Origin of the sequence: Deefgea tanakiae, assembly GCF_019665765.1 — a bacterium.
GTDB classification, from domain to species: domain Bacteria; phylum Pseudomonadota; class Gammaproteobacteria; order Burkholderiales; family Chitinibacteraceae; genus Deefgea; species Deefgea tanakiae.
The window spans coordinates 1012547-1035011 of record NZ_CP081150.1; the positions used below are offsets into that span (position 1 = coordinate 1012547).

At 50.7% G+C, this 22465-nt stretch carries 18 protein-coding genes, 1 tRNA gene and 1 other annotated feature; of the genes, 14 read left to right on the forward strand and 5 right to left on the reverse strand.

Features of this window, described 5'->3' with window-relative positions; genetic code table 11:
• Nucleotides 1-55 precede the first annotated feature (55 nt).
• From dhbC to K4H28_RS04890, 11 genes are all read left to right on the forward strand, one after another.
• Complete coding sequence (dhbC, locus tag K4H28_RS04840; protein WP_221007259.1) at nucleotides 56-1261, forward strand: isochorismate synthase DhbC; 1206 nt, start codon at nucleotides 56-58, stop codon at nucleotides 1259-1261.
• Complete coding sequence (locus K4H28_RS04845; protein WP_221007260.1) at nucleotides 1261-2874, forward strand: (2,3-dihydroxybenzoyl)adenylate synthase; 1614 nt, start codon at nucleotides 1261-1263, stop codon at nucleotides 2872-2874. Before dhbC ends, K4H28_RS04845 begins: the two co-directional genes overlap by 1 nt.
• 42 nt (nucleotides 2875-2916) lie before the next feature.
• Entirely contained in the window at nucleotides 2917-3801 is an 885-nt protein-coding gene (locus tag K4H28_RS04850; RefSeq protein WP_221007261.1) for an isochorismatase, read from the forward strand.
• 65 nt (nucleotides 3802-3866) lie between these two features.
• Nucleotides 3867-4157, forward strand: a complete 291-nt coding sequence (locus K4H28_RS04855) for a DUF2218 domain-containing protein (RefSeq protein WP_221007262.1) — start codon at nucleotides 3867-3869, stop codon at nucleotides 4155-4157.
• A 108-nt stretch (nucleotides 4158-4265) separates the two neighbouring features.
• On the forward strand, nucleotides 4266-5213 hold the full coding sequence (locus K4H28_RS04860) for an alpha/beta hydrolase (protein ID WP_221007263.1): 948 nt from the start codon (nucleotides 4266-4268) through the stop codon (nucleotides 5211-5213).
• Between the two features lie 106 nt (nucleotides 5214-5319).
• Entirely contained in the window at nucleotides 5320-9258 is a 3939-nt protein-coding gene (locus tag K4H28_RS04865) for a non-ribosomal peptide synthetase (RefSeq protein ID WP_221007264.1), read from the forward strand.
• Nucleotides 9259-9438: 180 nt separating this feature from the next.
• Nucleotides 9439-10440: an ABC transporter substrate-binding protein gene (locus K4H28_RS04870; protein WP_221007265.1), complete on the forward strand. Its 1002-nt coding sequence runs from the start codon at nucleotides 9439-9441 to the stop codon at nucleotides 10438-10440.
• A gap of 25 nt (nucleotides 10441-10465) precedes the next feature.
• Nucleotides 10466-11494 (forward strand): FecCD family ABC transporter permease, encoded by a 1029-nt coding sequence (locus K4H28_RS04875; protein WP_221007266.1) that lies wholly within the window; start codon nucleotides 10466-10468, stop codon nucleotides 11492-11494.
• Between the two features lie 3 nt (nucleotides 11495-11497).
• Nucleotides 11498-12553, forward strand: coding sequence for a FecCD family ABC transporter permease (locus K4H28_RS04880; protein ID WP_221007267.1), 1056 nt, complete (start codon nucleotides 11498-11500; stop codon nucleotides 12551-12553).
• A gap of 117 nt (nucleotides 12554-12670) precedes the next feature.
• Nucleotides 12671-13465, forward strand: a complete 795-nt coding sequence (locus K4H28_RS04885; RefSeq protein ID WP_221007268.1) for an ABC transporter ATP-binding protein — start codon at nucleotides 12671-12673, stop codon at nucleotides 13463-13465.
• Between the two features lie 61 nt (nucleotides 13466-13526).
• Nucleotides 13527-14285 (forward strand): 2,3-dihydro-2,3-dihydroxybenzoate dehydrogenase, encoded by a 759-nt coding sequence (locus K4H28_RS04890; RefSeq protein WP_221007269.1) that lies wholly within the window; start codon nucleotides 13527-13529, stop codon nucleotides 14283-14285.
• Nucleotides 14286-14549: 264 nt separating this feature from the next.
• On the opposite strand, the gene K4H28_RS04895 is transcribed toward K4H28_RS04890, so the two are convergent.
• From K4H28_RS04895 to K4H28_RS04905, 3 genes are all read right to left on the reverse strand, one after another.
• Nucleotides 14550-15698, reverse strand: coding sequence for a TPM domain-containing protein (locus K4H28_RS04895; RefSeq protein ID WP_255573626.1), 1149 nt, complete (start codon nucleotides 15696-15698; stop codon nucleotides 14550-14552).
• Complete coding sequence (locus tag K4H28_RS04900) at nucleotides 15698-16222, reverse strand: tetratricopeptide repeat protein (protein ID WP_221007271.1); 525 nt, start codon at nucleotides 16220-16222, stop codon at nucleotides 15698-15700. The genes K4H28_RS04895 and K4H28_RS04900 overlap by 1 nt, the downstream gene beginning before the upstream one ends.
• 495 nt (nucleotides 16223-16717) lie before the next feature.
• Nucleotides 16718-17218 (reverse strand): nuclear transport factor 2 family protein, encoded by a 501-nt coding sequence (locus K4H28_RS04905; RefSeq protein ID WP_308443484.1) that lies wholly within the window; start codon nucleotides 17216-17218, stop codon nucleotides 16718-16720.
• 6 nt (nucleotides 17219-17224) lie between these two features.
• Between K4H28_RS04905 and K4H28_RS04910 the strand changes: the two genes are divergently transcribed.
• Both K4H28_RS04910 and K4H28_RS04915 read left to right on the forward strand, forming a co-directional pair.
• Nucleotides 17225-18444, forward strand: a protein-coding gene (locus tag K4H28_RS04910; RefSeq protein ID WP_221007272.1) for an IS3 family transposase whose coding sequence is annotated in 2 segments (ribosomal slippage) — nucleotides 17225-17504 and nucleotides 17504-18444 — 1221 coding nt in all. Because the reading frame shifts where the segments join, the coding sequence is not laid out codon by codon here.
• Nucleotides 17500-17616 (forward strand) — a sequence feature (AL1L pseudoknot). It overlaps the preceding gene by 117 nt.
• A 353-nt stretch (nucleotides 18445-18797) precedes the next feature.
• Entirely contained in the window at nucleotides 18798-19061 is a 264-nt protein-coding gene (locus K4H28_RS04915; RefSeq protein WP_221007273.1) for a hypothetical protein, read from the forward strand.
• Nucleotides 19062-19652: 591 nt separating this feature from the next.
• On the opposite strand, the gene K4H28_RS04920 is transcribed toward K4H28_RS04915, so the two are convergent.
• Nucleotides 19653-19729, reverse strand: a tRNA-Arg gene (locus K4H28_RS04920).
• 159 nt (nucleotides 19730-19888) lie between these two features.
• Between K4H28_RS04920 and K4H28_RS04925 the strand changes: the two genes are divergently transcribed.
• Nucleotides 19889-20638: a c-type cytochrome gene (locus K4H28_RS04925; protein ID WP_221007274.1), complete on the forward strand. Its 750-nt coding sequence runs from the start codon at nucleotides 19889-19891 to the stop codon at nucleotides 20636-20638.
• A gap of 74 nt (nucleotides 20639-20712) precedes the next feature.
• Here K4H28_RS04925 and K4H28_RS04930 read toward each other — a convergent pair whose 3' ends face one another.
• The gene (locus K4H28_RS04930) at nucleotides 20713-22464 is read right to left on the reverse strand and encodes an isomerizing glutamine--fructose-6-phosphate transaminase (RefSeq protein ID WP_221007275.1); all 1752 of its coding nucleotides are present in this window, start codon (nucleotides 22462-22464) and stop codon (nucleotides 20713-20715) included.
• Between the last annotated feature and the right edge of the window lies 1 nt (nucleotide 22465).

Below are 22465 nucleotides of genomic sequence, written 5' to 3' on the forward strand. Positions count from 1 at the left end.
CATGCCCTGTACTTTCTAGTCATGATGACATTCACCGACAGGCGGGACTTATCCCATGAATAATTTTGTAGCAATTTCAACGCCAACAGCGCGTGAGTTACTGGCGGACTATCACCACCAGCATCCATTTTTCTTTGCGACCCCCGAGCGTACCTTGCTGGCACAAGGCCATTACGCAACAGTTCCGCAGGCTAATAATCTTCAGGCACTCAGCCAATTAGTGGATACCGCGCTCAAAGCGGCACTGGATGCAGGTCACCCTAATCCGATTGTGGTGGGGGCGATTCCATTTGATGCCGATCAGATGGCGTGTTTGATGATTCCGCAGTATTTGCATCAAGCGGGGCCATTGCAAATGCAGGGCGAACATAGCTCGTCGACAGCGCAAGGCTTGGTCCCTAACGCGCATTACCACATCGAAGCAGAGCCAGCGCCGCAGGTCTATTTTGATAGCGTCGCCGAAGCAGTTTCGCGTTTGAAAGAGAAGCAGCTTAGCAAGGTCGTTTTGGCGCGTACCCTCAATTTATGCTGCGAAGACAATATAGACATAGGGTATTTGCTCGAACGCCTTGCTAGTAAAAATTCCAGTGGCTATACCTTTGCCGTTAATTTGAATGGTAGCGATGAAGGTACCTTAATTGGTGCCAGCCCAGAATTATTGCTTAGTCGTAATGGGCAGCAGATTCGCTCTCATCCATTGGCTGGTTCCGCTGCGCGCGTGCCGCAAGATGACGAAGAAAACGCCCGCCGCTGCGCGGTGCTGCTCAGTTCCCTCAAGGATTTGCACGAACACCAAGTCGTCGCCGATGCGGTGACTGCCGGATTGCGCCAGTTTTGCACCACGCTCGATGTGCCAGAGCACCCATCGATCGTTAGTACCGCAACGATGTGGCATTTAGCGAGCGATATACGCGGGGTACTGAATGACAGCAACGCCAGCTCACTCTTGCTCGCTGCGCATTTGCATCCAACGCCAGCGGTCTGCGGTTATCCCAATCAAGCTGCCCGCGATTTAATTCGGGAGCTTGAGCCGTTTGAGCGTGGATTTTACACCGGCATGGTCGGCTGGTGCGACGCGCAAGGTAATGGCGAATGGGTTGTGACAATCCGCTGCGCCAAAGTGAAAGATAAACAATTGCGCCTCTTTGCCGGCGCAGGTGTGGTGGCCGATTCATCGCCGCAAAGCGAGCTGGCTGAAACGGCGGCGAAATTTAAAACCATGCTCAATGCTTTGGGTTTGGCGCATGAAGGAGTGGTTTAATGATGGTATCGGATTACACGCCTTGGCCTGATAAGCTTGCTGAGGTATACCGTGCAGAGGGATGTTGGCTGGGTGAAACATTTTCGGGCGTACTGGCTGAGCGGGTCATGCAATTTGGTGATAGGGACGCCATCGTTAGTAATACCCAGCGTTGGACTTATGCGCAATTGAGTGAGCAAGTAACGCGTCTAGCGAAAGGATTCACCGCGCTAGGAATCAAACCGAAAGATCGCATTATCGTGCAGTTACCCAATTGTGCCGAGTTTTTTGCGGTGATTTACGCGCTGTTTCGCCTCGGTGCGCTGCCGATTTTTGCTTTGCCACCGCATCGTCGGTTTGAAATCAAGCATTTTTGCCAACACGCCGAAGCGGTTGCCTACATCATTGCTGATACGCACGCTAACTTTGACTATCGCCAATTGGCGCGCGAGGTGCTGCCCGACTCGCCCACTTTGCAGCACGTCATCGTACTGGGCGACGCTGCGGAATTTGTTTCATTGCACGCATTACCAGAGTTAGAAAGCGAACTGCCTGCGCCGCCGTTGGCCAGTGATGTTGCATTTTTTCAATTATCAGGCGGCAGTACTGGCACGCCTAAGCTGATTCCGCGCACGCACGACGACTATATCTACAGCCTGCGCGGCAGTGTTGAGATCTGCCAGTTAACGCCAGACAGCGTGTACCTGAGCGTGATTCCGGCCGGGCACAATTTCGCACTGAGCTCTCCCGGCTCGCTCGGTGTTTTCTATGCTGGCGGCAAAGTGGTGATGTGCGCTCACCCCAGCCCCGATGTCGCGTTGAACTGGATCGCCAAAGAAGGCGTCACGATCACCGCACTGGTGCCGCCATTGGTGCCGGTGTGGCTTGATGCCGCGAAGAGTCTCAAGCCTGATTTGAGTAGCTTGAAAGTGGTGCAAGTCGGTGGTGCGCGTTTTAGCCCCGAATTGGCGCGTCGTTTAACGAGCGAACTCAATATCACATTGCAGCAAGTGTTTGGCATGGCCGAAGGCTTGGTTAATTACACGCGCCTCGATGATGGTCTGGACGTGACGTGCTATAGCCAAGGTCGCCCGATCTCCAAGCACGATGAGATTCGCATTGTTGATGATGAAGATCAGCCCGTCGCTGCCGGCGAAGTCGGCCATTTGCTCACCCGTGGTCCGTACACGATTCATGGCTATTACCGCGCCGATGAACACAACGCCAAAGCGTTTACGTCCGATGGTTTTTACCGTACTGGTGATCGCGTTCGCTTAACGGCAGCAGGTAATTTAGTTGTTGAAGGCCGCGCGAAAGATCAGATTAATCGTGGTGGCGAGAAAATTTCGGCCGAAGAAGTCGAAAACCAGCTACTGGAGCATGAAAACGTGATCGACGCCGCAATTGTCGCGATGCCAGACGCGTATCTGGGGGAGAAAAGCTGTGCATTTGTCATTCGTAATAACGACGTAGTACGTAGCGTTGATTTGATTCGCTTCCTGCGCGAGCGCGGTTTGGCGACGTACAAAATTCCAGATCGCATCGAGTTCGTGAGCCAGTTCCCCAAAACCGGCGTCGGCAAAGTGAGTAAAAAACATTTGCGTGCATGGATTGAAGCGCAGCTGAGTAACTAAATTGTCGCCTAAATAATAATTTAAATACAGAGAGTTGAAGCAATGGCTATTCCAAAAATACCGACTTATGTTATGCCGACGCAAGCGCTTGATAACCGCGTTGATTGGCAAGTCGCTGCCGACCGCGCGGTGCTGCTGGTGCACGATATGCAGGATTATTTTATCGATTTTTATGATCGTAATGCCGCACCGATCCCTGAGTTGATTACCAATACGCGCCGCTTACTGGATCTGGCGCACGAGCAAGGTATTCCTGTCGTGTACACCGCCCAATTGCCAGAGCAATCGGCGGCGCATCGTGGTTTGTTGCAAGACATGTGGGGCCCTGGGCTGACTGCGCAGCCGCAGCGCAAGTCGATTGTGAGCGAATTGGCGCCGATCGACGGTGATACGGTGTTGGATAAGTGGCGTTATAGCGCGTTTCAGAAGTCCGATTTGCTGCAGCGCATGCAAGCGCAGGGGCGTGATCAGCTGATTATTTGCGGCGTTTACGCGCACATCGGCTGCATGATGACGGCGTGCGAAGCGTTTATGAATGACATTCAGGCGTTTTTTGTTTGCGATGCACTGGCCGATTTTTCGCTGCAAGAGCATGAAATGGCGCTGCGCTATGTCGCGCAACGTTGCGGTAGCACGCAAACTACAGATGCACTGATCAATAGCGTTGCTGTGGTTTTGCCTGCGTCAGTGAACGAGTTACGCGCGCTGATTGCTGGCCATTTGCAAGTGGTCGCCAGTGAAATTCGTGATGAAGACAATTTGCTCGATTGGGGCTTAGATTCAATCCGCATGATGACTTTGTTGGAAAGCTGGCGTCGTGCTGGGCGTGAACTCACGTTTTTGGCGCTGGCCGAGCAGCCAACACTGGCCGCGTGGTGGAATCTGCTCACCGATGAAACCCAAAAGACAGAGTCCGTTCTAGCCTAAGCCACAGCGCAATGCCTTGCTATGCGAGTGAGGCATTGGGATTTTGATGAAGAAAAGGATAAGCCATGCTCACTAGCCAAGCCACTTTAAGCGCAGAACACGCCGATAAAGTTTTGTACAAATTATGCAAGCACTTCGCACTGAAAATCCCGGTCGATTTCGACACAGAGCAAGCGCATATCAAATTTCCGTACGGCGAATGCTGTATCCAGCGCCGCAATGAAGTGTTGGCGATGTTCTGTGTGGCCGCCGATGAAGCATTGCTGGCGAAAGTGGAGTGGGTGATTAACGACCATTTGGGGCTCATGGTCAAAAACTCAGCATTGCAGCTAGAGTGGCAGCGCGTCACTGCATAAAGCTTCGGTGTTATTGGTTTAATCGTCTTAGTATCTATTCTAAGTCTAATTGGAGTAAGGCTTTTGGCCGTATACCACCGAGTAGTATCGATATGGATTGGAACACAAATGCTTTTTAATCAAGCTAGTATGGCGGTGGAGCCTACCGCGCAGGTGGAACGAGTCACGCCAGTAACTGCGACTTGGCCAGCGGACTGGCAAACGGCGCAGCGTGATCGCACGCTCAGTTTCGAAATTAGCTCGCAGCATACTGGCCAGCGTTACCGCATTTTGTTGGGCTTGCCTGCATGCGCTGCACCGAAAGATGGTTATCCAACGGTGTGGGCGTTAGATGGTATGGCGAGTTTTCCGATAATGGAAGCGGTGCGCCCGCAGTCGGTTTCTTGCGGTGAGCATAAAGCGTGGCGAAATAAGCCGCGCCCTCGTGATGGGTTGATCGTGGCGATTGCGCATGTTAGCGGCAAACCGTTTGACGTCGATGCGCGTGCGCTCGATTACACCCCGTTCACAACGGCTAAGACGGGCGATTTCTTGTCTAGTCAACACGGTGGTGCCGATCAATTTTTGCGCTTTGTCACTGAAGAGTTGCGCCCGTTGATTGCGCAGCATTTCGCGCTCAATTTGCAGCAGCAAACGCTGTTTGGTTTCTCTTACGGCGGGCTATTTACGCTGTATGCGCTCAGCACACAGCCGCAGCATTTTCAGCGTTATTGGGCGGCGAGTCCGTCGCTGTGGTTTGGTGAGCATCAAACGATTAAATACTTGCCACAGCAATTAGAGAAAATCGATTGGTCAGGGTATGACGCCAAGGTATTTATTACTGTTGGGCTTGATGAGCAATACCCTGATAGTTTTTCATCGCCAGAAGTGGAAACGAAATTAGGCGCACGAACAATGGTCGACAATGCAGAGCAATTTGCGCAGCTATTGCGTGATTTTAATCGGTGCGAAAGCAAGCCGTTTGACGTGAGTTTTCATAGCCTGCCTGCGCACGATCATCACGATATGTTGATGCACGGCGCGCGCCGCGTCATTGATTTTGCTTTTGCACAATAAGGCTAGGGCGATTACGACAGAGTGAAATCCATGATGATGACAAGTTTTATCGACTGTACTGGGGCAGCTTATACGCTTGCCCAACTGATCGACATTTAGGATAAATATGACTGCAAATTCTGCTCGTTTACCCGCCACTTCAGCCCAGTTCGGGATTTGGATGGGCCAGCAAATGGCGCCGCTCAGCCCGTGTTATTTAACTGCCGAAGCGATAGAGCTGACTGGCGTGCTCGACTTGGCGGCGTTGAGCGCCACGGTGCGCGATGTGCTTAATCACAGCGCCACTTTGCATATACGTTTTGAGATGAACGATGAAGGCCTGTGGCTGTGGCCGCAAACGCCTAGCGCCCAGCTTGAATACATCGATTTTCGTGGTGAGGCTGACCCAGATGCCGCAGCGCAGCAATGGATTAAGCAGTCCTTGTCGGTGCTGTGCGATCCAACCAAAGATACACTGTATCGCAGTGCGGTGCTGCAAACTGCCGACGATCAGCAGCGATGGTATTTGCAAGTACACCATATCGCGATCGATGGTTTTGGCTATGGCTTGATTTGTCAGGCAGTGGCGGCGCGCTATAGCGCAATCGTGCAAAACCAGACCTTACCCGTGCTGCCCGACTGGTCGTTGGATAAAGTGCTGCAGGCGGAAAAAACGTATCAAGAAAACGGCAAGTTGGCGCAGGATAAAGCATTTTGGATTGCACATATGCAGCAAGCGCCGGGCGCGGCGACCATTGATGCGGCGCAGGAATTGTCTGATGATGTGCTGCGCCACAGTACGCGCTTAAGCCGCAATGAGTTGGGCGTGTTGCAGCGCGCCGCCCAGCTGGCGGGGCAAGATTGGGGGAGCTGGATGCTGGCGGCAATTAGTGGCTGGCTGGTCAAACAATCGGGCCAGCGGCAGCTGACGTTTGGTTTGCCAGTCATGAATCGGCTTGGCACACCGGCGATTAATATCCCGTGTATGGCGATGAATATCGTACCGATGAGCGTGAATGTCGATCCGGCCAATACGATGCAAGCGCTGAGCGCGCAGCTGGCGGGCAGCGTGCGCATGATACGGCCGCATTTGTATTATCGCTATGGCTGGATACGCGCGGATTTAGGTTTGCTCGAAATCGGCAAGCATTTGTTTAATCAAGCGGTCAATATTATGCCGTTTGATCGTCACGCTCCGTTTGCTGGTTTGACCAGCGTCATTCACCCGATTACCGCTGGCCCGGTTAAAGATTTAAACATCAGCGTGTCGGTGCTCAATGCCGAATGGCGTGTGTGCATGGAGGCTAATCCCAATGCGTATAGCCTTGCGCGTTTGGCTGAGCTGCACAGCGATTTAATGGCTTGGTTGGCTGCACTGGCTAGTACGCCGCCGACTGAGCCGCTGAGCAAATTACTGCGCAATCTGCCGCCTTTGTCGCAAATGACGGGAGCCGCAGTTGAGCGGCCCGTCAGCCCCGTGATTACGCAATTGATCGCAATGGGCGAGCAATTTGGCGATAAAAACGCGATTGAATTTGTACCTGATAATGGCTTGGCGAGCGATGCGCTAACTTATGCGCAATTGCTTGCGCGGGTGCAGCAGCTAGCGACACGACTGGTCACCAACGGTTTGCAAGCCAACGATAAAGTCGTGATTTTAATGCCGCGCAGTCCAGACGCAATTATCGCGATTTTGGCGACGCTGTGGGCTGGCGGCTGCTATGTGCCGCTCGATCCATTGGGGCCAACGATGCGCTTAGAGCGCGTTTTGCTTGATGCGAATGCGCAGCAGATTATGACGTTGAAGTGCTGGGCGGACAAAGCGGGTGGTGTGGCTCATTTAGTGTTGCTCGATCAGAATGATGAAAATCAAGCGACTTCACTAATCCCCGCATACACCACGCCAGCAGTCAGTGATCCAGCGTATTTGTTATATACATCGGGCTCAACGGGGGCTCCGAATGGCGTGTTGTTGGGGCATGGCGCTTTGTCGCAGTTTGTCGCCAGCTCCGCTCAGTTATATCAAATCAAAAGTAGTGATCGCGTATTGCAATTTGCGCCGCTGCATTTTGACGCCAGTATTGAAGAAATTTTCCTTGCGCTATGCAATGGTGCCACGCTGGTGTTGCGCACCGATGCGATGCTCGATTCCGGTGCGGCCTTTAGCCAATTTATCGCGGCAAAGCGCATTTCAGTGCTCGATTTGCCAACGGCATACTGGCATGAATTAGCGCATGCGTTGACCGATGAGCAAGCTCAGCTTTTTAGCTCCGTGCGTTTAACGATTATTGGCGGCGAAGCCGCTTTGCCCGAGCGAGCTCGTCGTTGGCAAAACTTGTTTGCAGAGCAAACGCTGCTCAATAGTTATGGGCCGACCGAAGCATCAATTATCGCGACGACCGCTGCATTGAGCGGGCCGAACTGCGTGTGGGATGGTAGCGATAGCGTGCCAATTGGCGCGCCGCGCCCGGGCGTGACTGCGCAAATCGTGGATGAACATTTGTACCCGGTTCCGCTAGGCCAGGCCGGTGAATTGCTATTGTGCGGCGAGGCGTTGGCGCTGCACTATCACGGCCAACCCGAGCTGACTGCGCGTCGCTTTGTTACGTTATCTAAGCAAGTCCCGGAACTGCGTGCGTATCGCACTGGCGATAGGGCGTGTCTGCAAGATGGTCAGCTGCGCTTTTTAGGGCGGCTGGATAATGAAATTAAAATCAGCGGTTTGCGGATTGATCCCAGCGAAATTGAAAATGCACTACTGAGCAATACGGCATTGAGCGAAGTCGCTGTAGTCGCGGTGCCGCGCCATCATTGCGGTTATGCGCTTGCCGCATTTGTTGTGTGTGCGGAGCAAGCTAATTCAGATAATCGATTGTCATCTGCGCAATTGCGCGCGTTTTTGACCGAGCTATTACCTGCGCCAGCGATTCCAAATCATTGGCACTTTTTGGCTAACTTGCCGCGTAATGTGAACGGCAAAATCGACCGTAAACACCTCGCCGGTTTGGTCAGCCAGCGCGAAGTGGGCGAGCTGCCCGATGCCAGTCCTTTAGAGCAGCAAATTATGCAGGTTTGGTTTGACGTCCTTGGCGAAATGCCGGTTGGCGTGCAAGCCAATTTTTTTGATCTGGGCGGAAAGTCGCTACAAGCGATACAGGTCTCCAGCCAGCTCAGCCGTGCTTTGCAGCGCGAAGTCGCAGCATCGGCGCTGTTTAATCACGCCACCGTGCAAGCGTTAGCCAAAGCATTGAGTGCGCCGGTTGCGCATAGACCGCCAGTGCCAATGGATGGTCAAACGAATCTCGAGCAAAACGCCGCGTTTGCGCCGCTGCTCACCATTCAGCAAGGTACATTGCCTGCGCTGTTCTGCCTGCATCCGGCCGAAGGTTTGTCGTGGTGCTATTTAAGCTTGGCCAAGCATTTACCGGACGTCACGATTTATGGTTTACAGGCCGATCATCAGCGGCTTGCCAGTAGTTTTGACGCACAGGTTGAAAGCTATGTAGAACGCATTGTGCGGCAACAGCCGCAAGGTCCGTATCGTATGCTGGGTTGGTCGCTGGGCGGAGCGCTGGCGCACGAGATTGCTGCGCGTTTGCAAGCGCGCGGCGAGCATGTGGAGCTGGTCGCTATGATGGATAGTTACCCGGCAGCGGCATTTGTAGATTGGCGTGAACCGACTTTGCACGATGCGCTGATTACCGTGCTCAGTGTGAACGGTGAAATTGCCAGCGATGCATTAAGCGTTGACGATATTTATCAGCGCTTGATGCGCCCGAGTAGTCCTTTTTCCGCTTTAGGGCGCGGGGCTTTGGAGCGGCTAGGGCAGGGGGTTTGGCATAGCATGAAGCTATTCCGCGAAAGCCAGACGGCGACATTTGCGGGTGATGTACTGCTGTTTCGTGCTGGGCGCGATAACAAAGATACGCCAGTGCCTGCGACTTGGCTGCCGTATTTAAGCGGGAAAATTGAATGTGTTGAGCTCGATTGCAATCACTTTGGCATGAGCGATCCGGCGCCGATGCGCGTGATTGGGCAAGCATTGGCTGCGCGTTTAGCTTTATAAATGGGTAGGTATATTGATATAGGCTATTCTTTTTAAGAACTAAATTGGTATACCTATTAATAATTATTCTTTGCTTGTGCGGTATTCTGTTTAGTGATAAAAGATAAATAATAATCATTATCGTTAATGTTGTCTGTGATTTGATCCCCATTCAATGTCAATAATCAATTTAGGTTGAATATGAATAAAAAATTAGTGTGGCGTAGCGTGGTTTTGGCCGTTTTGTTAGCGATTGCGGTGTATTTTATTGTGGCTTCGCGTGCGCCAAGCACTTCAAATGCAGCAGAAGGCGCAGCCGCTGCGAGCCATCAAGTGATTGACTCCGCTGGCCGCAAGGTGAATGTGCCGCTAAAACCATTGCGGGTGCTGGCCTTGGGCGAATTTGATTTAGATGCGCTGCTGTCACTGGGGTTGCGGCCTGTGGGGGCGACCAATGGCCGCGGTCAAGCAGGTGTGCCAAATTATTTGCAGACCAAAGCAAAAAATATCACCAGTGTTGGTGCGTTTGCTCAGCCAAATATGGACAAAATCATCGCTGCGCAGCCGGATTTAATTGTGACGAGTGTGATTCGGGATCCGCAAATCATCGCGCAGTTAGAGCGCATTGCGCCAGTGCTCATTACAACTCAAGCGGGTGCTGATTGGAAAACCGCGTTTAATCAAATGGCGGCATTATTGGGTAAAAACGCGCAGGCTCAGCATTTTTTGGCGCAATACCAAACGCGGGTAGCTCAACTGCGAACGCAAATTAAACCCGCTCAAACGATTAGCATTGTCCGCTGGGACCCCAAAGGTCCAGGTTTTATGTTGAAAGATGCTTTTGCCAGCTTGGTTGTGCAAGATCTTGGTTTGACTCGCCCTGCTGGACAGATGCAGCCGGGCGCAAATCACTCCAAGCCATTAAGTCTCGAAGCGCTGACCGAAATCGATGCCGATTGGTTGTTTATTGGTACTTTATCACCGGAAGGTGATGCGGCGGCAACGCTAAAAACGGTGCAAACCGCGCCCGCGTTTAGAAATCTGCACGTGGTGAAAAATCAGCAAGTACGCATTATTGATGGCTCTTTATGGACTAGCACGGGTGGACCATTGGCGGCATTGGCGGTGCTAGATGACGTTGAAAAAAACCTTCGTACGGTGCAGATTGCGCAAGTGACGCAAACTGCTAATTCAGCGCAGTGAACTGTGTCGTTCAATGAGTAATGCAATGACTTATACCTCTGATAGCGTTCAGCCCGTTCACTTAGGCGCGATACTGACGTTTACTCTATTGGCGATGATGCTTTTATCATTGCTGTCGGGTTCGGGCCATGTGGGAATGAGCGCGAGTTTTGATTTTCTACTGGGCAAAACCAGTGTCAATCAAGCGCAGCTGGACATGGTAATTCGCCAGTTGCGCCTGCCGCGCACGATGGCAGTCATCATGGTGGGTGCGAGTTTGGGGGTGGCTGGTGCTTTGCTGCAATCGGCGACGCGCAATCCGCTGGCTGATACCGGTCTACTTGGGGTGAATGCCGGAGCCGCTTTGAGTATCGTGATTGGTTTTAGCTTAGGCCTAGCCCATACCAGTGTGGATTATTTACTGTGGGCCTTGATAGGTGCGCTGATTGCGAATGCCTTGGTGCTATTGATTGCGCAAACGGGCTTACAGTCGACAACACAATCGAGTTCGCCGCTGCGTTTGGTTTTGGCAGGTTTAGCCTTGGGAGCGACGTTTCAGGGCGCAACGTCGTATTTATTGCTGATGAACGCCAGTGCTTACGAGCAATATCGTTTCTGGATTTTGGGCTCTTTAGCAGGCAGCAGTGCTGAAATGATTTGGCCTTTGCTTCCGGCTTGTGTGCTGGGATTGATCGCGGCCTTCGTGATGGTGCGGCCATTGTCGGCGCTGCTGCTGGGAGACGATAGTGCGCGGGCGCTGGGTTATCGGCCGGGTTTGATTCGCGTTTTAGTTGCGCTGATTACGACTTTATTGAGCGGTTTGGCCGTTGCGCTGGCTGGGCCATTGGCTTTTTTGGGTTTGATTGCACCTTATCTGGCGCGAACTTTAATGGGGCCGCGTTTAATCAATCAGATGATTTTTTCGGCTTTGCTTGGTGCGATTGTGCTGCTTGGGGCTGATATTATCGCGCGGTTATTGAGCCAGCCGTATGACTCACCCGTCAGCATTATATTGGCATTTATCGGTGCTCCCTTGCTGATTATTCTGGTGCGATCTAATCGCTTGGTGGCTTAAGCGATGTCAACGGACTTTACTTCTCAAGCGGATTTCTCAAAGCCAAAAATATTCCAATATAAATCAGTCTCTATTTTGTTTTCGATGGAATCTTTGCTTGGCACGCTCAATATCCTATTGATTTTACTCGGCGCGATTGTCGTCTCATTGATGCTCGGCAGCACAATGCTGTCGCCTGAAGCTGTGATTCAAGCTTTGCTGGGTGAGGGCAGTCGCGCCAGCCAGATTTTGGTCGTTGAAATCCGTTTGCCGCGCATTATTGCCGGCTTGGTTGCAGGCGCGGCGCTAGGCTTATCCGGCTGCTTAATCCAAACGATGGCACGTAATCCGCTGGCATCGCCAGATTTGTTAGGTATTTCACAGGGCGCAACGTTGGCGGTGGTTTTGGGCTTATTGCTAGGCAGTAGCGGTTTGCTGGGCGATTGGACGCTTGCTGTTTTTGGTGCTGCGCTGGCGGCTTTGTTAGTGATGTTGGCGGCAGGGCGCACTGGGCATCAAGGTTACCGTGTGCTGATTGTGGGCTTAGGGATTGCAACTTTGCTGCGTGCGGCGGCGGAATTATTGCTGTCGACAATTAATTTGCAGCACGCCAGCGAGCTATATGCATGGAGTATCGGCAGCTTAATTGGCCGTGGCTATACGGCATCGCTGCCAACGGCGCTCGGTTTACTGTTCTTATTGCCGTGCGCGGTTTTGCTGTCGCGACAATTGGCTGTGCTGCGGTTTGAGCCTGATTTAGCGAGCAGCTTGGGGCTGAACGTCAAACGCGTACAGTTGTGGACATTATTGCTTTCGATTGCACTAGCAGCTTTAGGCGTGTCGATCGGTGGGCCGATTGCATTTATTTCGCTGACTGCGCCGATTTTAGCGCGGCACTTTAGTGCGGCCAATCAAGTGCCATTGACGCGCTCTGCCTTAATCGGTGCGCTGATTGTTGTTTGCGCCGATACATTTGGTCGTAGTGCAGGCGGCAGTACCGAAGTGCCGGTAGGTGTGATTACATGCCTGATGGGCGGGCCATTTTTGCTGTGGATTTTGCTGCGTAGAGAGCGTGATTAGTACGTATGTCTCTGAATGAATTTTTCATATTGGCTTGTGTGGCAATACCCTTGTACCGTAGTGCTCTAATTTAGCGCTAGTATTGATAGTAGTAGCAAGTATTGAAATGAGATAAGCATGCGATTAATGGTTGAAAATTTGAGCGTTCGTTACGAGAGCAAAACCGATAGCCATACCGCGGTGAAAGGCGTAAGTTTGAACGTGGGGGCGGGACAACTGGTGGTTATCGTGGGGCCCAATGGTTGCGGTAAATCGACGCTGTTGCGTGCAATTGCACGCTTGCAAAAGCCGCAGGCCGGCCGCGTTCAAGTGGATGGCAAAGACGTTTGGCAATTAAGTGCGCGTCAGGCGGCGCATGCGATTGCCTTGCTGCCGCAATCACCACTCGCGCCTGAAGGCATTAGCGTTGTCGATTTGGTGCGCTATGGTCGCCATCCGCATCAAAGCTTGTTTCAGCAATGGTCTGCATACGATCAGGATGTGGTTGAGCGTGCAATGGCTGCGTGCAATGTCAGCGATCTGGCATACAGGCGGCTTGATCGCTTGTCGGGTGGGCAGCGCCAACGCTGCTGGTTGGCGATGATTTTGGCGCAAGAGGCGCCGCTGATGCTGCTCGATGAGCCGATTAGCATGCTCGATTTGGGGCATCAGCTTGAAGTGCTGTCGCTGGCAAAAAATCTGGCGCGTACGGGCGCTAGCGTTGTCATTGTGCTGCATGATCTGATCGCCGCCGCGCGCTATGCCGATGTGCTGGTCGCGATGCAAGATGGTCATATTGTCGCACAAGGTGCGCCAAGCGATATCGTTACGCCAGCCTTGGTAAAAACGCTGTATGGCGTTGATGCTGACATTTTAAGTGCGCCCATTGATGGTAGTCCGGTCGTAGTGCCATCGGCGTCGCAAACAGTTTAAACCGTATAGATGTTTTAATCGCGCTGTTTTCTATTTTGGAATCAACCCCTTAAGGATTTGTATGCAAGGCAAAATCGCCATCGTTTCGGGAGCGGCGCAAGGCATCGGTGCGTCGATTGTTGAAGCACTCAGCGCGCAAGGCGTCACCGTTGCTGCGCTCGATGTGCAAGTCGATGCGCTGGCGGCGCTGGCACAAACTAGCGCCAATATTCATGCCTATCCGGTCGATGTGCGCTCCAGTCAGGCTGTACGCGATGTGGTTGCCCAAATCGAAGCTGAGCTGGGCGCAATTGATATTTTGGTTAATGTCGCTGGCGTACTGCGCCTTGGTGCTGTTTGCGATTTAAGTTTTGATGACTGGGAACTGACTTTTTCGGTCAATACGCATGGCGTATTTTATCTATCGCAAGCGGTGGCGCAGCGCATGAAAACACGCCGTGCGGGTAATATCGTGACTGTGGGCTCAAATGCTGCCGCTGTACCGCGCATGCAAATGGCGGCGTACGCCGCGTCAAAAGCCGCGTCTAGTCATTTCACCAAATGTCTGGGGCTGGAGCTGGCCGAATACGGTATCCGCTGTAATATCGTGTCGCCAGGCTCGACCGACACCGCGATGCAGCGCCAATTGTGGACAAGCGAAAGTGACGCGCAAAAAGTGATCGATGGCGCTTTACCCAGCTTCCGCACCGGCATTCCCCTACGGCGCATCGCCGCGACCACAGATATTGTAGCTCCAGTATTGTTTTTGCTATCAGACGCAGCTAAACACATCACAATGCATAATTTATGCGTCGATGGTGGGGCGACTTTAGGTGTTTAAATCAAGTCAGTTAAGTGCTGGCCGTTGATTGAATGGCGACATCTGGCTGATAAATATCGATATCAACGTTAGAGATAAAATCTACCTGAAAATGGTACTTGAGATGCGCCCGGCTTGGCCGATGTGTCGAAGTTCATTGTGGCTAATTGAGCGCCCGCTTCAATTTCCTTACCAGTCACTCACGGCGTGAATGGCTTAGAGTCCGTTGTGGGTCCAGACTGCCTTTGTTGCATAAATCAGCACAGTGCGATTGATGCCTCTAGACTAACGATCTCCACGAATAACTAGTGGCCTATTGTCACCATCTTGGATACGCCGATAACCTTTAAGCGTTACTAGTAAATCACTAAAAGCATACGTGTATTTATCTTGGTCGCCGTAATATGCCCACGTATATTCGCCACCGCTATGCTCATGGGTATTACGTACCTCAGCCATTAAGTCCATATGCCACTCGCCATTTGTTTTTATAAAGAAGTGAGGGGATACGAAAGGCGTATTGGTGAAGTAAAGCAATGCCAAGTCGCCACGCTCAACAACTTTAAACTGCTTGCCGTACTCACCGAATAAAATGAACTCAGCATAAGCAGGGCTACTGGGCAACGAAGCTAAATATTGACGAGACTCAGTTGTAAAAAATTCTGCGTTTAGATTCATTGGCCAATGTGCCAGCCAATCTAGATAAGTATGATATGCACTAGCTGGAGATTTACCAGCGGGAAAGGCCAGATTCCTTTCCGGCTGGGCTGTTGGTTTGCTGCCGTCCTTTGTACCAAGTGCAAGCACCGAATTAACCCCTGCACCACCAGAAAGGTATTCCAACTCTCTAACTTTACTGATAGTACGCGGGTCGAAATCATTACCAATAACGGCTTCACGTATCCGATGTTGCAATAGACGCAACATTAAACGCAAACCTAACGATGCATCTCCAGAAGCAAAGAATGTTTTTACGTGATCTTGCACTAGGTAGTTTACAAATACATCAGGAAAAACTTCCTCTAAACCATAACCCACTTCAACTTTAAGTCGTTGCTCTTTCATGTCGTATAACAACAAAATGCCACGCTGTTGGCCTGTTTGCTTGCCAATCTGCAATTGTGACATCAAATCTACGGCCTGGGTCTCAATGGATTTATTGCTCACACTAGGTAAAAACACGATACGCACATCAATACCTGATTCACGCAAAATCCAGCCCATGTACTGATCAAAGCGCGGGATGTCGCCAGAGGGGATGATGCCTGCATGGTCAATGAGGTGAGAATTTACGGGCAGTCGTACTTGCGCTGATATTGGTTCAGACGCAGACACTTGGGTGACTAGATTAGATTCATGTGGATCATGCCAAAACCACAATGCAGACAGTGAAATGGCACATAACAACACACCAAATGTCGTGCTGCGAGTCATTATTTATTTTTCGCTAAGTATTTTAACGCACGTTCTTCACCTTGCGCTGCCGCTTTTTTAATCAAAGCCTCCCCCACAGCAGAGTTGACTTCGATCCCTTGTCCCGTCAAGTAATGAAACCCCAGTGCACTTTGCGCATGCATATTTCCTTGCTCCGCCGCTTTACGGTACAAATTTAATGCTTGAGCTAAGTCTTGCTGGACACCTTTTCCACTCTTATACATAGTTCCTAAATTGTACTGAGCCTTGTCGTAGCCTTGTGCTACCGACTTGCGATACCAAGCTGCAGCCTCGGTGTAGTTAATTGCGGTGCCAAATCCATTGTAATAACAGAGTCCCATATTGTATTGAGCATTGGCATAACCTTGATCGGCCGATTTGCGATACCAAGCCATTGCGGCAGCATTATCGTATCCTCGCGCTAAATTGCCGATTTTGTTTTGAGCATAGACATCACCGCTCTTCGCCTCGGCTAGCAGGGTGTCAAATGAGCTTTTGTCACCTGTTTGCGCTTTGTCATACAAACTATTGGCTTGCTGCTCGGTTAGTTTGGCACTAGCGATTTGAGCAATAAATAAGGTACTTGCTACTAGCAAAAGAAATGATGCTGACCGATTCATGATTTACTGTAAGCAAAAGTTATAAAGCAACAGCGTATTACAAGCTTGTTTGCGATGCATTAATAAGCATCGCTCTGTTGTTAAACTGTTTCTCTCGAAGTGGAGGCATATGAGTGGCGGGTTGCCGAATAGCACTGGCGCAAATTCACAATAATGAAGGCAGCTCCTGATGGTGGCTGTGTAAAAAAATCCTAATTTAAAAAGTGGGGTGTAGCTGCCCAAAAAAGCATTTGTTTGCTACTAATGTGGGAGGTATTGCTGACTAATGATATAAATACCCGTTCTTGGTGGGGGTATGCGATAACATCATTTTTCAGCGTTTTTACACCGCCTGGATGTTTGCGGCCTTTGATATTTTAAGCCAGGATATCGACTCCTCGGCCTAAGCAGATATCATGGCTATAAGCCAAGCTCACTCAGACTCGGGTGATTATCAGGTCGCCGACCTTGTGGCCAATGAAAGAGTCGCTCGGATTCGGCGATGGCTAAATCGTTGATACTGGCAAAGCGGCGATGCATCAGGCCTTGGGTGTCAAATTCCCAATTTTCATTGCCGTATGAGCGATACCACTGGCCGTCTTGATCTAGCCACTCGTAGGCAAAACGCACTGCAATTCGATTGGCGTCAAACGCCCAGAGCTCTTTGATCAGGCGATATTCCACCTCGCGTTCCCACTTGCGAGTGAGAAATTCAATTACCTGTTCACGACCACGCGGAAATTGATCACGATTGCGCCAAATCGTATCGGGCGTATAGGCCAATGCGACGCGTTGTGGGTCGCGTGAATTCCAGCCATCTTCAGCCAGGCGTACTTTTTGTGCAGCCGTTTCGCGGCTGAATGGGGGGAGTGGTGGTTGAATCGCACCGGGTTTCGCGGCGGCTCCAATTCTTGAGAGAATGGCGCTATGAAGAAATCAACTCACTTTTCCCCCGAAGTCCGCGAACGGGCTGTTCGCATGGTCATTGAGCACCTTGCCGAATATCCATCTGAATGGGCAACCCTCGTTTCAATTGCCAGCAAAATAGGCTGCACGCCAGAAACGCTGCGCACATGGTGCCGTCGGCAAGGTGGCGATACCGTTCAAGCCAACAAAAATTCAGCAGAGAACGAACGCATTAAAGCGCTAGAACGCGAAGTGCGCGAACTTAAAAAAGCCAACGAAATTCTGCGACTGGCCAGCGCGTATTTCGCACAGGCGGAGCTCGACCGCCGCTTGAAATCGTAAGAGGATTCATCGATACCCACCGTGAGCAGCACGGGGTCGAGCCGATCTGCAAGCTATTACAGGTCGCCCCGTCAGCCTATCGACGTTATGTCGCTCGGCTGCGCAATCCAGCGTTGCGTTGTCAGCGTACCATTCGTGATGAGCAACTGAGCGGTGAAATTGAGCGTGTCTGGCAATTGAATCATCAGGTGTACGGGGCGGTAAAAGTATGGCGGCAGCTCAAGCGAGATGGACATACTGTGGCGCGCTGTACCGTTGAACGCTTGATGCGAAGCCTCGGTTTACGCGGCGTATCGCGTGGCAAAGCGGTGCGAACGACACGTCCCGATCCTGCCGTTGCTTGCCCACGCGATCATGTGAATCGTCAATTCGTAGCCGAACGACCGAATCAACTCTGGGTGTCGGATTTTACCTACGTGTCGACTTGGCAAGGCTTTGTCTATGTAGCTTTTGTGATCGATGTTTTTGCTCGTTATATCGTGGGCTGGCGAGTGAGTCGCAGCATGCACACTGAGTTTGTGCTGGATGCGTTGGAGCAAGCCCTTTGGGCGCGGCAACCAGAGCGTGAGGCCTTGATTCATCACAGCGACCGAGGTTCGCAATATGTTTCGATTCGCTACACCGAACGATTGACTGAAGCTGGCATCGAGCCATCCGTTGGCACGACCGGTGATAGTTACGACAATGCATTAGCAGAGACGATTAACGGGCTCTACAAAACAGAAGTGACTCACCGTTTGGGACCTTGGAAAAGTCTAGAATCCGTGGAACTAGCGACATTGGAATGGGTTTCGTGGTTCAATCAGCATCGTTTGCTGGGGTCGATTGGCCACATTCCACCCGCGGAAGCAGAGGCAAACTATTATCGTAATCAAAGCGAGCAGGCCGTGTTGGTCTGACTCAAACCAAACAGCCTCCGCGAAACTCGGTGCGATTCAGTCGCTGTTCGCACCGACAATTTTTAAACGCATCTGCCGAGATTTGCGTGACCCACGGCATTACGCAGCAAGCTATTTAACCTTATTGAAAAAGACAATTTTGCTTGGGTCAGTTGAGTGTCGACAGATGGGTCAAAAAAGCATCGGCGACAACAAAATAGCAGATTTATTTTTTTCACATATATTTGATGACTTTATGTGCTGAATTTGTGGCGAAAATTCTTCGAATTAATTCATTTAGGAAACGGTCCATGAAGAAAGTTTGGTAGCAGTTATCCATTTGAGTGCAGATTTTACTGTTGACGGTCGTCTTGATGCTGCCAATTGCCGCAGTTTTGGGCTGGTTTTTACATGAAAATCTGCGCCAGAAGCGGGAGGAGGCGCAAACAAAATTAAAGCTAGACGTTGAGCATGCCTCGCTAAGCATTGAGCAATTGTTTGGGTTTATTGAGAGTGATTTAAAGCTAATCGCACAGCGTCGCCAAATCATGACAATGGATCGCAATAAGTGTGATTCTATCTTGAATGACTATATGAGTATCAGAGGCGACGTTTTCATGGGTATTAGCCGAAAATGAATTGGCGGAGCGGGCGCAAGAGGCGTTGAGTAAATCCCTGCTGGGCGAGTAGCTGATTGGGTTCATTAGCTGCGATGGTATGGCGATTGAAGTCCGCGAGCGCACGGTTAAAACGAAAGTGGCCGCTACTGAGTTCGCTGTTGACAAGCCTAAGAAAACGCGGGCGACCACACAAAGGTTAGGTACAACCCGCCGCCAAAGCATCGCCGCTTGAGCGGCAAAAAGGGCATGATATGGGCATGATGTTAGGGAGTTGCCCACTAACTATGATCGTGCCTGTAAGTGCAATTCACAGGGGCATTATTTGGTGGAGCGTTTTGCAAGAGGCTCGGTGAAGAACTTGTTTTTCGACAGAAAGGAATTAGTGGATTTGTCTTTAATGTTGTTGGAGCTGGTGTGTTTGTTGAGTATTCATGAAATTAGACGTAACTTCATGCCTATATTGTTGTAGAAATAATTGGTGCTTGGAAATGTTTATTTTAGGTGGGACAATGCTGAAGTGTTTTTGAAAGTGGTACTATAGCTGGGACTATTATAAAGACTATACTCGATGATGTTGAAGTTTTTCTTGAGCTAAGTCTTTGATTTTATTGGTGCACCCGACAGGAATCGAACCTGTGACCCTCAGTTTCGGAAACTGATACTCTATCCAACTGAGCTACGGGTGCATTTGATTAGGTGTGCGATGATAGCTGCTTATGACTCACTCGTCTAGTCGATAGGTGAATTGTGTTTTGTTGTTGCTGTGTTGTCGGTATAATTGCTAACGATAAGGGCTTTTTAAGGCTCATTTTAATAATACGCACAACTTCAAAAGGGATGACAGCATGGGCGGTTCCAGCGCATCGGCGTTTAAAAGCGCAATCGGTATTATTCTTACGGCATTGATTGGAGTGCCTTTGTTTGCATATCTTGCCATTAAATTGGCGACTTCAGGTATGTCGACAGATGTAACAAGTTCCACAATGACTAAGGAAGCCGTGGCGGCTCGTTTGCAGCCTGTTGCTGTAGTCAAAATTGTTGATGGTGGACCTCCTGGATCAAAATCTGGCAAGGCAGTTTACGAGTCGGTCTGTATGTCCTGTCATGACGCCGGCCTTGCTGGCGCGCCAAAGTTTGCTGATGCAGGCGCTTGGGCTGGACGAATCGGTCAAGGTTTTGAAACTTTGGTAAAACACGCCATTGGTGGTTTTAATGCGATGCCTGCTAAGGGCGGCGCTGCTGATTTGACCGATGATGAAGTCAAGCGTGCTGTTGCTTATATGGGTAATGCCGCTGGTGCTAAATTTGAAGAGCCAAAAGTGGCTGGCGCGGCAGCCGGCGGTGCAATTGATCCTGCCGTTAAGGGTAAAGAGATTTACGCGAGTGTGTGCATGGCCTGTCATGACTCGGGTGTTGCAGGTGCACCTAAATTTGGTGACAAAGCGGCTTGGGCGCCACGCTTGAAAGATGGCGTAGATAGTGCGATTGCGATTGCAGTGAAAGGTATCGGTGCCATGCCAGCAAAAGGTGGCTACAGTGGTTCTGATGAGGAATTCAAAGCTGCAGCACTTTATCTGATCAATGCTTCTAAATAATTGAAACTTTGAATTCCAGTTAAAAGCCACATCGCGAGATGTGGCTTTTTTGTTGGGTGGTGTTCGTGAGTGACTTATTCGGTCGTTACTGTCTTGCTGATATTTCGTGGTGCATCGATCGTATTGCCACGATGTATTGCGGTGTAATAAGACAAGAGCTGCAGCGCGATGGCATACAAAATAGGGTTGAGGTGGGCGAGTTTCTCTGGCATTCGAATCGTGTTGAAGCCTGCAATTTGTGGTAAGGCAATGTCACTCAGTGCAAAAATCTCGCCGTGCTTGTTGCGAACGTCGTGGAGATTAGCCAACAGTTGATCGGCCAACATGTCCCATGGCAAGCAAGCGATGACAGGTAGGTTGTTTCCAACTAGTGCTAATGTACCGTGTTTGAGTTCGCCGCTGGGGCATGCTTCTGCATGTAAATATGCGACTTCTTTGAGTTTAAGAGCTCCTTCTTGCGCGATGGGGTAGTAACTTTGTCTAGCGGTAACAATTAAATTGGGTTTTTTGCTCAGGTAAAGCCCCCACTCTTTGAGTTTAGGGCTGAGTGCTAGTACTGCTGCAATCGCTGAGGGTAGCTTGCGAAGTTCCGCATCAAGCTGTGCGGGTAGATTTTGATGGCGTGCTTTGGCAAGTGTCGTTGCGACTAAAAACAAGCAAAGTAACTGTGCGGTAAAGGTTTTGGTTGAGGTTGCGCCGAACTCTTCGCCAGCGCGCAGCTGGAATTGTAAATCGGCTTGGCGCATTAATGCGCTATTGGCTTGATTGCTGATTGCAAGAGTAACTTGGGCGCCTCGTTGTTTGGCGTGTTGCAGCGCTGCAACGGTATCGATGGTCTCTCCTGATTGGGAGATGACTACAATCAGTGTATTGGGTGTGATGGTTCTGTCTTGGTAGCGAAAATCACTGGCTAATTCGACTTGTGTAGGCATTTTGGCTAGATTTTCTAGCCAAAAGCGAGCGGTTTGCGCAGCATGATGGCTTGAGCCGCTGGCTATTAATAGTGTGTTATCAATATGACTGAATAGCTCTGGTGTGTTGAGCCAGTTTTCTAGCTGCTGTTCTTGTGCGTGATGAATGAACTCTGCGGCGTTGCTGGCTTGAGCGTGTATTTCACGCACCATGAAGTGCGGTAGTTGCCCTGCGCTATGCACTGGACTTGGATCTCTCAGTGCGATGGTGCCATTTGCGTCAAAAATGCATATTTTGTGTTCTGTGAGCTCCGCAACATCGCCGTGATGCAATTGAGTGATCAGTGCGGCACGCTCTTGCAGTAAATTGGGTTCGGATGAAAACACACTCATGCCATTGCCGTGGGCAACAAATAATGGGCCGCCAGTGGTAGTGCAATAGATGGTGCCTGGCTTTTCTTTGCTGAATGCCGCGAGGGAGTAATAGCCTTGCAGTGTTTTACAAACGCTTTGGATGGCGCGCAATAAATCACGGTGTTGTTGCCAGTGCCAGTCAATCAGGCAGGCTATTTGGTGCTCAAGTCGTTTTTCTTTGCTGAGGTGATCGGTTTCCATCAATCGCTCTGCAACTTGTTCAATATTCTCAATAACGCCTGATATCGTGATGCATAGATGGTTTTTATAGAGATAGGGAGCTGTAGCGATTGCTCCAAATTCGCTGCTACGTAGTATAGCCAGTCGACACTCTGGCGTGTCGGCGGCATCTGGAACGATTTTGCCAACCCATAAGCTACAACCATCTTCACTGGCGTAGCTTAGTGCAAGATAGGGGTGTTGCTGAGGGTTTCGTTGTAGTGCCCGCATTAATTGCGGCCCGATATTGTGATTTGAAATCCCGCCGAGCAAAGTGTCCATG

Coding starts and splice junctions, on each gene's coding strand:
- K4H28_RS04870 (WP_221007265.1), top strand. CDS start 9,439: ATGAATAAAAAATTAGTGTGGCGTAGCGTGGTTTTGGCCGTTTTGTTA.
- K4H28_RS04890 (WP_221007269.1), top strand. CDS start 13,527: ATGCAAGGCAAAATCGCCATCGTTTCGGGAGCGGCGCAAGGCATCGGT.
- K4H28_RS04880 (WP_221007267.1), top strand. CDS start 11,498: ATGTCAACGGACTTTACTTCTCAAGCGGATTTCTCAAAGCCAAAAATA.
- K4H28_RS04855 (WP_221007262.1), top strand. CDS start 3,867: ATGCTCACTAGCCAAGCCACTTTAAGCGCAGAACACGCCGATAAAGTT.
- K4H28_RS04865 (WP_221007264.1), top strand. CDS start 5,320: ATGACTGCAAATTCTGCTCGTTTACCCGCCACTTCAGCCCAGTTCGGG.
- K4H28_RS04885 (WP_221007268.1), top strand. CDS start 12,671: ATGCGATTAATGGTTGAAAATTTGAGCGTTCGTTACGAGAGCAAAACC.
- K4H28_RS04895 (WP_255573626.1), bottom strand. CDS start 15,698: ATGACTCGCAGCACGACATTTGGTGTGTTGTTATGTGCCATTTCACTG.
- K4H28_RS04930 (WP_221007275.1), bottom strand. CDS start 22,464: ATGGACACTTTGCTCGGCGGGATTTCAAATCACAATATCGGGCCGCAA.
- K4H28_RS04875 (WP_221007266.1), top strand. CDS start 10,466: ATGACTTATACCTCTGATAGCGTTCAGCCCGTTCACTTAGGCGCGATA.
- dhbC (WP_221007259.1), top strand. CDS start 56: ATGAATAATTTTGTAGCAATTTCAACGCCAACAGCGCGTGAGTTACTG.
- K4H28_RS04860 (WP_221007263.1), top strand. CDS start 4,266: ATGCTTTTTAATCAAGCTAGTATGGCGGTGGAGCCTACCGCGCAGGTG.
- K4H28_RS04915 (WP_221007273.1), top strand. CDS start 18,798: ATGCTGCCAATTGCCGCAGTTTTGGGCTGGTTTTTACATGAAAATCTG.
- K4H28_RS04925 (WP_221007274.1), top strand. CDS start 19,889: ATGGGCGGTTCCAGCGCATCGGCGTTTAAAAGCGCAATCGGTATTATT.
- K4H28_RS04845 (WP_221007260.1), top strand. CDS start 1,261: ATGATGGTATCGGATTACACGCCTTGGCCTGATAAGCTTGCTGAGGTA.
- K4H28_RS04850 (WP_221007261.1), top strand. CDS start 2,917: ATGGCTATTCCAAAAATACCGACTTATGTTATGCCGACGCAAGCGCTT.